The sequence below is a fragment of the Vallitalea sediminicola genome, assembly GCF_054408565.1.
Window position 1 is genome coordinate 1 of sequence record NZ_BTPT01000124.1, and the last position, 9,972, is coordinate 9,972.

The 9,972-nt window shown below is 29.7% G+C and carries 9 protein-coding genes and 1 pseudogene; 2 read left to right on the forward strand and 8 right to left on the reverse strand.

The window, feature by feature from the left end; genetic code table 11:
- Positions 1-132: 132 nt before the first annotated feature.
- The 3 genes from ACX6CF_RS25850 to ACX6CF_RS25860 form a co-directional block, all read right to left on the reverse strand.
- Complete coding sequence (locus tag ACX6CF_RS25850; RefSeq protein WP_458788267.1) at positions 133-705, reverse strand: flavodoxin family protein; 573 nt, start codon at positions 703-705, stop codon at positions 133-135.
- Between the two features lie 323 nt (positions 706-1,028).
- A complete protein-coding gene (locus tag ACX6CF_RS25855) occupies positions 1,029-2,807 on the reverse strand; it encodes a methyl-accepting chemotaxis protein (RefSeq protein WP_458788268.1) in 1,779 nt (592 codons plus the stop codon).
- A gap of 190 nt (positions 2,808-2,997) precedes the next feature.
- Positions 2,998-3,132 carry a hypothetical protein gene (locus ACX6CF_RS25860; RefSeq protein WP_458788269.1) on the reverse strand — a complete coding sequence of 45 codons (135 nt, stop codon included), beginning with the start codon at positions 3,130-3,132 and terminating at the stop codon, positions 2,998-3,000.
- Between the two features lie 495 nt (positions 3,133-3,627).
- Here ACX6CF_RS25860 and ACX6CF_RS25865 point away from each other — a divergent pair, with 495 nt between their 5' ends.
- A complete protein-coding gene (locus ACX6CF_RS25865) occupies positions 3,628-4,035 on the forward strand; it encodes a DUF3783 domain-containing protein (protein WP_458788270.1) in 408 nt (135 codons plus the stop codon).
- Between the two features lie 17 nt (positions 4,036-4,052).
- Here ACX6CF_RS25865 and ACX6CF_RS25870 read toward each other — a convergent pair whose 3' ends face one another.
- From ACX6CF_RS25870 to ACX6CF_RS25885, 4 genes are all read right to left on the reverse strand, one after another.
- Positions 4,053-4,928: an aldose 1-epimerase family protein gene (locus tag ACX6CF_RS25870; RefSeq protein ID WP_458788271.1), complete on the reverse strand. Its 876-nt coding sequence runs from the start codon at positions 4,926-4,928 to the stop codon at positions 4,053-4,055.
- A 169-nt stretch (positions 4,929-5,097) separates the two neighbouring features.
- Complete coding sequence (gene mtnA / locus ACX6CF_RS25875; RefSeq protein WP_458788272.1) at positions 5,098-6,141, reverse strand: S-methyl-5-thioribose-1-phosphate isomerase; 1,044 nt, start codon at positions 6,139-6,141, stop codon at positions 5,098-5,100.
- A gap of 28 nt (positions 6,142-6,169) precedes the next feature.
- Positions 6,170-7,387 carry an S-methyl-5-thioribose kinase gene (gene mtnK / locus ACX6CF_RS25880; protein ID WP_458788273.1) on the reverse strand — a complete coding sequence of 406 codons (1,218 nt, stop codon included), beginning with the start codon at positions 7,385-7,387 and terminating at the stop codon, positions 6,170-6,172.
- 287 nt (positions 7,388-7,674) lie between these two features.
- The gene (locus ACX6CF_RS25885) at positions 7,675-8,844 is read right to left on the reverse strand and encodes a CD0519/CD1768 family membrane protein (protein ID WP_458788274.1); all 1,170 of its coding nucleotides are present in this window, start codon (positions 8,842-8,844) and stop codon (positions 7,675-7,677) included.
- Between the two features lie 328 nt (positions 8,845-9,172).
- Here ACX6CF_RS25885 and ACX6CF_RS25890 point away from each other — a divergent pair, with 328 nt between their 5' ends.
- The gene (locus ACX6CF_RS25890; RefSeq protein ID WP_458788275.1) at positions 9,173-9,820 is read left to right on the forward strand and encodes an FMN-dependent NADH-azoreductase; all 648 of its coding nucleotides are present in this window, start codon (positions 9,173-9,175) and stop codon (positions 9,818-9,820) included.
- Positions 9,821-9,878: 58 nt separating this feature from the next.
- Here ACX6CF_RS25890 and ACX6CF_RS25895 read toward each other — a convergent pair.
- Positions 9,879-9,972: pseudogene (locus ACX6CF_RS25895) on the reverse strand (RNA-binding protein); the annotation flags it as partial.

Sequence of the window (9,972 nt, forward strand, 5' to 3'; positions counted from 1 at the left end):
TTCAATTTTCAATCCGCCATAGTAATATTCTAATATTATCATCGCAAAAAATATTTCCCAGGAAAAAGCCATAAAAAACCTAAGAATCAGTAGTTACTAAACCAATTCTTAGGTAATTTTATTTAAAGATAATTATTCTTTTATTTTTTTTAATAGCCAAGCCATATTATCACCAAGGTTTTTCATGTTATCTATCCCCTCAGTATCATTAACAACATCACCAGCAGCTCTACCCAAGCCAAGGTTCCAATAGCTTGAACCAACTACTATTGCTTCTGAAATGGTAAACAAGTTATTCATTGAATTAAATGCTGCTATAGCTCCGTCTCTTCTTTGTGAAACAACTGATGAACAGACTTTTCTTTTTAATAAACGTTCTGGACGAGTTACATAACCTACTCTATCAATAAACGCTTTCATTTGAGCAGATAATCCTCCAAAATAAACTGGAGATCCTAATATTATACCATCTGCTTCTATTATTTTTTCAATACATTCATTAATGATATCATCATCAAATATACATCTATTATTACCATTAGTTCTGCATTTACCACAACCAATACATCCATGTATGTTTCTGTCTCCTACTTGGATCAACTCTGTTTCTATACCATGCTCTTCCAATTGCTTCAAAACCGTCTGTAATAAAGTATATGTATTTCCTTCTTTTCTAGGACTTCCATTAAACGCTATAACTTTCATAATTACCTCCAATATAACTTAATAATGTTTTTACCTATTATTATAAAATATTAAGTAACCTACTAAATTATTATTTAATATCCTATTATTTTATATTAAATTATATATAAAATCAATCACACTAGAAGAAAAAATGTTTTGTGATAATGCTACAGTATAATTTAAAGCAAAATAGTATATGTATATGTGGAGTAGTGAGGCAGGACGCCGAACCCAGCTTTTTGCTCAGGACGAGCAAGTAGCTGGCGTAACATATACATATACTATTTTGCATAGACCAAGTAAGAACAAAATATTTTTTCTAACCTACTTGAATAGCCATATTAGTTATTTATTAATTTCTCAAGATGTTTTCTCCCCTTATTACCATATTCTATACCTTTACTTGGATTTTTAACAAAGAACTCTAAAAACCTGGTTAGGTTATCTATATCTTTATAATTCACTAATAATCCTGTTTTATTATCCTTCACTAACATAGTATTACCTTTTACATTCGTAGCCACTATAGGTTTACTTGATGCCATTGCTTCCATTAATGTTCTTGGTGGCATACCTTCCTTTTCAGAAGTTAATACAACAAGATCCATTATAGCTAATAACTTCAATATATCTTTTCTATAACCTAAGAATAAAATTCTATCTGATAAATGTTCTTTTTCAACTTTTTCTTTTAATCTATCTTCTAATGAACCGTCACCAACTATAATACATACAACATTATTATGTTTTGGTAATACTTTTTTTAACCCTTCTATTAAGAAATCATACCCTTTAACTGGTTCCAGTCTGGCTATCATACCAATTATGTACTTATTATCTATTCCCAAAGACTGTTTTAATTCAATTTTATCATTTTCTGAAATTAGTTTTATATCACTATCATTTGTCACTAAATCAAAATCAATACTAGATCCTCCAATTTGAGTATCTGTCAAAGTAGTTTTCAATTCAGATGCCATATTGGATAATTTTTGTGATAAATCAGCTATTTCAGCTATTGAATTAGTTTGAACACCTGTAGCAGAGGCTATTTCTTTACTACCACTTGCAATTTGTGAACTTGCATCTGCTGAATTTTTAATGCCATCAACCATGTTTGTTATATTCTGTGCAATAACATTAAATGTTTCAGAGGTTTCTTTTAATATCTGACCACCTTGGATGATCTCTTTGTTGTTAGAATCGATTATATCTACTGTATTAATGGTTTCTTCTGAAAAAGTACCGATTAGTTCACTAATACTTTGTAAAGAGTCTTGAGTATTTCCTGCCAACACTCTAACTTCATCTGCAACAACTGCAAATCCTTTTCCAGTATCACCTGCTCTTGCTGCTTCTATCGCAGCATTTAAAGCTAATAAATTAGTTTGTTTTGCGATATTAGATATAACATCAATTATACCTTGCATTTTTTTAGACGCTGAGTTAAGTTCTTTTATACTAAGAGTAGCAGAATTAGCATTTTCAACTATATTCTCCATCTTATATTCTAGATTTCTTAGAGAGGTAATTCCTTCATTGGTCAATTCTTCTACCTTATATGCACCCTCTGCTATTTCTTCGATGCTTCCACTTAGATTGGATGTATTGGACGTTAATTCTTGTAATGTTGTAGATACTTCCTGCATAACACATGAAGTTCTATGTGTTATATCTGCCAAATTCCTACTTGTATCTGAAGATTCTTCTGAGATTTCATCTAATTCTTTAACAAAATTCCCTACATTATCTAAAAGATAATTAAATGTAGCAGCTAATTTTCCTATTTCATCATTGGAATCAACAGGAATTTGTTTTCCAAAACCACTTTGTGTAACGTTTTCAGCATGCTCCAATAGATTTTCCAATCTATCTTTTAGTTGTTTTTCTTCTAACATTTCATCTGGGATTTCTTCTTTCTTACTATGTGTATTAAATTTTCTTAAAAAAATCAAACCTACAATTAAAATACCTAATGTTATAAGACTTACTATTAATATGTTGGATATCAAAAATGAAATAACAATACTCACAATTAAACAAATGCTTAAAACAATGGAACTTTTAATGTTATAGGTCTTTGTAGAACTTTTAATACTAAAATCTTTCTCATTTGTCATTATATTACCACCCATCTTATCATTTTTGTAGAATTTTGCCGAAAAACTTTACTGTAATTATAACAAAGTAATGCAATTTTTTCAACTAAAGTATTGAATTACTTAATTTAAAAAGGATGCATAACATATATTTAATATAGGTCTTAGTGACTATAAATATATTTTATGACATCCTTTTTATTTACATGTTCTATACGTCATTATTTTTAACTGAATGTTTTTTCTTATTTGGATTATGGTTCATATTTTCTTTTGTTATAGGCGTTTGGTAATTGCATTTCTCCATTCTAGCTCTCTTATTATCTGGCTGACTATCTTTTGGCATTAATTATCACCTCGTTTTTTATTGTAATATTCTATGTTTATAGTATGTTCTTGATTAAAATATTTATTACTAAATTACTAGATAAATTAATAAGTGAGTTTCCTCATTATTTATATAGTAAAAATCTTAAATAGCCAAAAGTTCTGCTAACTAGAAGAAAAAAGTGTTTTGTGATTACATTGAAGGGACTTAACGCAAAATAGTATATGTATATGTGAAGTAGTGAGGCAGGACGCCGAACCCAGCTTTTTTGCTCAGGACGAGCAAGTAGCTGGCGTAACATATACATATACTATTTTGCAAAAACCACGTCAGAACAAAACTCTTTTTTCTGACTTACTTGCAATATAATTTAGTTTGAAACTGATACTTAAATATTAATTTCATTGACATCCAACTTTTTTAGAAGTATATTCATTATATTAAATATATTTCTGAAGCTTACTTTTGTATATAATAATATTATTTAATCAACAATAAAAAAGAGGTGATTTTATGTCATTTGAACAAATTAATGATACAGATACTAAAAGACCTGAAGGTAGAAATTGTATTCTAGTATATGGTTATACTCCTGAGGAGATCAGTATGATCAAGAAGTTCTCACTAGATAGGGGAATCAATGAATGTGTTGTGGTTAAAGATGATATGTTAGGAAACAAAATAAAAGATATAGTAGATAATAACTTTGTTCCTGTTAAGTATAAAACAGGAGTAAAATCCAAAACTATTGTTTTTAACGCTCTATCCAATAAAGAAGTTCATTCTTTTATTAACTTATTTAAAGATACTAAGTTAAAAAAACCTATATACGCTGTAGCAACTCCAACATCTGAGAAATGGCAATTTGGAGAATTGATAAAGGAATTAATAAAAGAAAAAATGAGTATGAGCAAGCATTAGCTTGCTCATATCATATATTATTTTATAGTAATATAATAATTAGCATTAAATTCTTTTGATACTTCTAGTTTTTGAATTCCTCTTTTAGTTTTATATTGTTTATCTGTATCTTCAAAATCTGCTACTCCATACCAAGGCTCAATACATACAAAAGGAGAATTCTCAGGTTGTCCCCAAATACCTAAATATGGGAACCCATCATATTTAACACATACTTCTCTACTATTTTTCTTGCTTTTTAATGATAGACTATTAGATTTCACATCCAATAAAATAATTGCACCTTTATTGAATATATCTTTAGTAATAGGTATTATTCTTTCATTATCTAGGAATGGTAAACTTTCTACTGAAACGCTATTTTCAGTATTTAATTGATAACTATCCACTGTCTCAAGCATATTAAATTCTAGATAATAATCCTCTAATTTCTCTTCATTAATGATAGGTAAATTAAATCCAGGATGTGCCCCAATGGAGAAGTATACGTCTGTTGAATCTAGATTTTCAACTTTATATCCTATGTTAAGATTATTTTCCTTTAATTCATAAGTAATAGTTAACAAGAATTTATAAGGATATTTTTCCAATGATTCTTCATTATATTTAAGTTTATATTCAAGTATTTGTTTATCCTTTTGTTCTACTTGAAATTCCATATCTCTAGCAAATCCATGCTGACCTAATTCATATTTTTCATTTTCAATATAATACTCGTCATCCTTTAATTTCCCAACAATAGGAAATAAGATAGGTGATTTTCTTCCCCATACCGACGGGTCCCCTTGCCATAAATATTCTATTCCATCCTTTTTAGTTTTTATACTTGATAACTCTGCTCCAAGGCTATTTACTTCAATTTTGAGAGCATCATTTTCTATTACATTAATCATATTCATTCCTCCATCTAAGTTGTTAATAATAAGTCATCTTAGAATATTATTACATTTTATAATGCAAAAAGTCAATATTGAAGTCTAGCTAAATTTTAAAATTACTATAGATTGAACTTAAATATCTATACACCCATAAGCTCAATCTATTTGCCTTAATTCAACTTATCTAAAACAATTTTCTAAGATTCTCTTTAAATGGCGGTTTAACAATACCCTTTTCTGTAATGATAGCAGTAATGTATTTATTATCAGTTACATCAAAAGCTGGGTTATAGAACTTAACCTCTGGTGGCGCAGTTATCTTACCGAATCCATTATATATTTCACTGCTTTCTCTAAGTTCTATATTGATATCCTCACCTGTTGGAGTATCCATATCTATAGTAGAAGTTGGACCTAATACATAAAATGGAATGCCATACTCTTTCGCTAGGATAGCTACCCCAGATGTTCCTATTTTATTAGCTGTGTCACCATTAGCTGCAACTCTATCACATCCAACTAGAACTGCATTGATTTTACCTTGCTTCATAACTATTGATGCCATATTATCACATATTACAGTTACATCAATACCTGCTTCATTAAGTTCCCATGCTGTTAATCTTGAGCCTTGATTAAGAGGTCTAGTCTCATCAGCGAACACCTTAAAACTGTATCCTTTTTCTTGTCCTAGATACATTGGTCCAAGAGCTGTACCATAACCTGATGTAGCTATACCACCTGCATTACAATGTGTTAGTAATCCCATTTCAGGCTTTAATAGGCTTAACCCGTACTCTGAGATTTTTTTACACATTTCTTGATCTTCTTTAAGTATTTCTTCACTTTCTGCTAATAGGCATTCCTTGATTTCTAATATTGATTTATCCTTTTCTTCTATCACTCTTCTTTCCATACGATCAAGAGCCCAAAAAAGGTTGACTGCTGTAGGTCTTGATGAAGCTAAATAATCTTTAGCCTTTTTGAATTCTTTATAAAATTCATCATATGTTTTTGCCATAGATTCTTTTACTCCTAGATAAACACCAAATCCTGCTGCTACTCCTATCGCTGGAGCTCCTCTTACACATAACTTCTTGATTGCTTCCCAAGTATCTTCGACTTTTACTATTTCTATGTATTTTGTTTCTATAGGTAATAATGTTTGGTCTAGTAGAATCATCTTATCTTTTGCTTCATTCAATCGTGCTGGAACAATAATATTCATCTATGAACACTCCTTTTCTATTGAAAATCTATATCTTTCCACAAAATTTTTTGATTAGATTGACAAAATCTTGTCCTTCCAGTATTTCATTTCTCTTCATAATGAATTCTTTCGCTAATAACACGTTCAATTTTCTAGTCTCTTCTCTTTTAGTCTCATCTTTTATACAATCTAGATCAGCAACATGAGCAAGTCCAACTGTTCTCCTTATCATTTCACATCCAGCAACTCCTGCTGTATTTACGAATATATCATCTATATACCATTTAGCGAAATCTGGTGAACGTGAAGCCATATTATCCTTCACTACATCAGTCCATATTTTCATACACTTATCCCTAAAAACATCCATAATATTTTTAATGGTATCTATTAAATAAGTCATATGTTTATTCTTTAATCCTGTATCATTACATCTTACATCTGTAGATAAATAGTTCATTATTAAATTGGATATCAATGCACCGGTATCATAAGCAATAGGTCCATAAAATGCAAATTCAGGATCAATAACTTTGATATTATCTTGATTTATAAAAATACTTCCTGTATGAAGGTCTCCATGTAACAATGCTTGAGCATCATTCATAAAGTCAAATTTCAGTTTAGTTACTTCTAATATAAGAGCTTTATCATTCCACACATTTTTCTCCATAAATGGAATCATATAATCAGGGATATTATTTCTCTTGGCATCAAAAAATGGTTCAGAGTAAACAAGGTCTTCAGTTATTTCACATAACTGTGGATTAATAAATTCTTTCACATACGTTTTTTTCTCTTTGTGTTCCATAGCTACATCTGATGTAAGAATCAATGTATTGACAATAAAATCCGTTATTTGGTCTACGAATTTTGGATATTGATTATACTCAAGTAGTCCTTTTCTCATTATTACATAGTCAGTTAGATCTTCCATGATGGTTGAATACATAACCTTATCAAACTTATAAACTTCAGGCACCATACCATTTGTAAGTTTGTACTCAATTTCTAATAGCTTACTCTCTATTTCACTTCTACCAATACTTAGAGGCCAATCTTCTCCTACACATCTGACATATGGAAGAGATTGTTTGACTATAACACTTTTATTATACTTCTTGTCTTTTACTCTAAAAACTAGATTGAGATTACCGTCACCAATTTCGCTACATTCAATATCTGCATCCTCATGAAAAAAGTTTAATTCTTGCTGTACATACTCATAGACCTTATTAACATCAAGTTGATAAAACTCATTCATTATCTTTATCTCTCCTTTTCAATGATATATTTTTTAGTTGTAATTGAATTAATTAAGAGCCTTCCCGATTAGCGCATTTTAGAAATGAATTTAATGTCTGATTGATGTTTAATAATTATAGTGTAATCCAATTTTATGATTTCATCAACTATTAAAAATAATGAGGTAGTATTATCGTAATCTACAACCTCATTATTTGTTTTAAGTTTATTATATACTCAATATATTAATTTTTCATAAATTAATGATTTATCAACATTACCTTTCAAACACCATCTTTATATTATCTATAATATATTCATCCATATTTCATAAATCCAATGTGCTGATATACCCGCAGCTAAACCACCAAAAGTATGGCTTATGATAGCTTTACCTGTTAGCTTTCTGCACTTCAAGCTATCCATCATTGCTACATGCGTACTTAAGTAACCACTCCAACACATACCCATAGCCGTAAAGACTGCTATATCATTACCACCAACAAGCCCTTCCTTTAATAATTTTGGTACAAGTCCAATAGCCGCACCCACAGAACCTAATGATGTGATGGGAACAGATACAGCCTCATAACTACTGAATCCAAACATTGGATATAGTATAAAATTAAGTTTATCCGCTAGATATGTAAATAATCCAACTCCTTCATAGGCTTCACCTGTATACATTCCTAATACAGAAGGACCATTAGTAAGCATCATAACTATAGTACATATTATTAAAACACCTGGTATAATGGAAATTCCTAAATCAACCCCCCCTTTACCACCTTCTAGTAGTGCTTCAAGGAGTCTGGAACCTATATTACCGTCTCTTATTTCTCTATATTTTAACATGTTTAAAGACTTATCACTGCCTTCAACAGCCATTGCATCTATACCATATTCTTTTTTAGTAAAAATCAGCATGATACGTACACTTACAATACTACCAACAACAGCTCCCATATTCCCGATTAACGCAGGTAAAACAAAACTTTCCCCCACGGGAGATTGCTGGGCTATCATAAAAGAGGTTACAACTAGCCCCATTCCAAATGCTGTACCTATGTTAGTAAGTGCTGGTAATTGATATTTCTTAAAATACCTTTTGAATCCTTTATCATTAGCTAAAGTAATAATAGCAGGATTATCTGATAAATATGTAGTTACAACTCCTAATATTGCTGCACCTGGCATTTTATACAGGGGCTTCATAAGACATGATAATAGTCTATTAAGAATTGATATTATTCCGAATTCTGATAATACTGAACCAAATGCTCCTGCGAGTACAGTTATGCCCATTATGAAAAATACTGTATTAATTAGTAGATCATGTGCTGTGCTGATTAAGGTATTAAACATATTGACTACACCCATAATGCTACACAGATAAGTAAAAAAAACTCCAATGATAATTAATGATATTAGTCCTTCTACACTTATGGCTTTTTTAATATTAGCGTTGTTTTCCACACTTTTATCCTCCTAATATAGTTTATCTACTTCCTTATTATATGAAGATTCTGTCCGTCAGTCAAACACTTTTTTATTAAATTTTTGTTTTTTTAATCAAATAGGTATCTTTTTGTTTTTATACGACGTACAATTAATTTTAATTCCTGTTAAACATTGATTATATCTAGGTTTATATATGTTACAAATTGATATCCAAAAAAACAAATGTATATTTATTTATTAATTCATGTTTAATTTTATATAAAAATCAGCAGACTATATATATAGTTAAAATTAGCTTAATACTATTTAAAACTTATATCAAATAACAAAAGGAGAGATTTGTATGGCTACACTATTATATATAACTGTTAATTCAAAGCCAGAGAACTTATCAACCAGTAAGACAGTAGGTCGAATATTCATCAATAAATATAAAGAATTATATCCCGATGATACTATAGAAGAGTTAGACCTATACGAAGCAAATATACCAAGAATAACTTATAAAATATTTACTTCAAGAGCTACTTTAGTTAGTGGTGAAGAGTATGATAAATTATCTGACGAGGAAAAACAACAAGTTGAACAAATAAAAAATCTATGTGATCAATTTCTAAGAGCAGATAAATATGTGATTGCGGCTCCTATGTGGAACATTTTTTTCCCATCCATATTAAAACAATATCTTGATTGTATAATACAAGATAAAAAATTAATTAATCTTGATTCGGCTAACAATAAAGTTTCTGGGTTACTGGGAGATAAAAAAAGAAAGATGATTTATATTCAATCTTCTGGCGCTAAAATACCTTTTTTCATATCTCCATTTATGAATCAAGGATCAACTTATTTACATGATATATTTAAATTTTTAGGATTGAAAAAATTTGACAAAATTCTTGTAGACGGTGTTGATGACGATTCAGTGGGTCGAGATATGGCAATTCAGAATGCTACTGAAGATATTAATGATATGATAGAATTTTTCTAACCTTCTAACTAAGCAAGGACTATCCAATTATTGGATAGTCCCTGTGTTTTTATAAATTTTATATTTTTTCTATACCTTTATCACCAAATTTTATTTTACCTTCTTTTAAAAGTCTACCTATAGCTCTTTTAAATGCATTTTTACTCATGTTA

Excerpts from the sequence above, each read along its gene's own strand:
- ACX6CF_RS25850 (WP_458788267.1), bottom strand. The coding sequence starts at position 705 with ATGAAAGTTATAGCGTTTAATGGAAGTCCTAGAAAAGAAGGAAATACA.
- ACX6CF_RS25870 (WP_458788271.1), bottom strand. The coding sequence starts at position 4,928 with ATGATTAATGTAATAGAAAATGATGCTCTCAAAATTGAAGTAAATAGC.
- ACX6CF_RS25855 (WP_458788268.1), bottom strand. The coding sequence starts at position 2,807 with ATGACAAATGAGAAAGATTTTAGTATTAAAAGTTCTACAAAGACCTAT.
- ACX6CF_RS25890 (WP_458788275.1), top strand. The coding sequence starts at position 9,173 with ATGGCTACACTATTATATATAACTGTTAATTCAAAGCCAGAGAACTTA.
- mtnA (WP_458788272.1), bottom strand. The coding sequence starts at position 6,141 with ATGAATATTATTGTTCCAGCACGATTGAATGAAGCAAAAGATAAGATG.
- mtnK (WP_458788273.1), bottom strand. The coding sequence starts at position 7,387 with ATGAATGAGTTTTATCAACTTGATGTTAATAAGGTCTATGAGTATGTA.
- ACX6CF_RS25860 (WP_458788269.1), bottom strand. The coding sequence starts at position 3,132 with ATGCCAAAAGATAGTCAGCCAGATAATAAGAGAGCTAGAATGGAGAAA.
- ACX6CF_RS25865 (WP_458788270.1), top strand. The coding sequence starts at position 3,628 with ATGTCATTTGAACAAATTAATGATACAGATACTAAAAGACCTGAAGGT.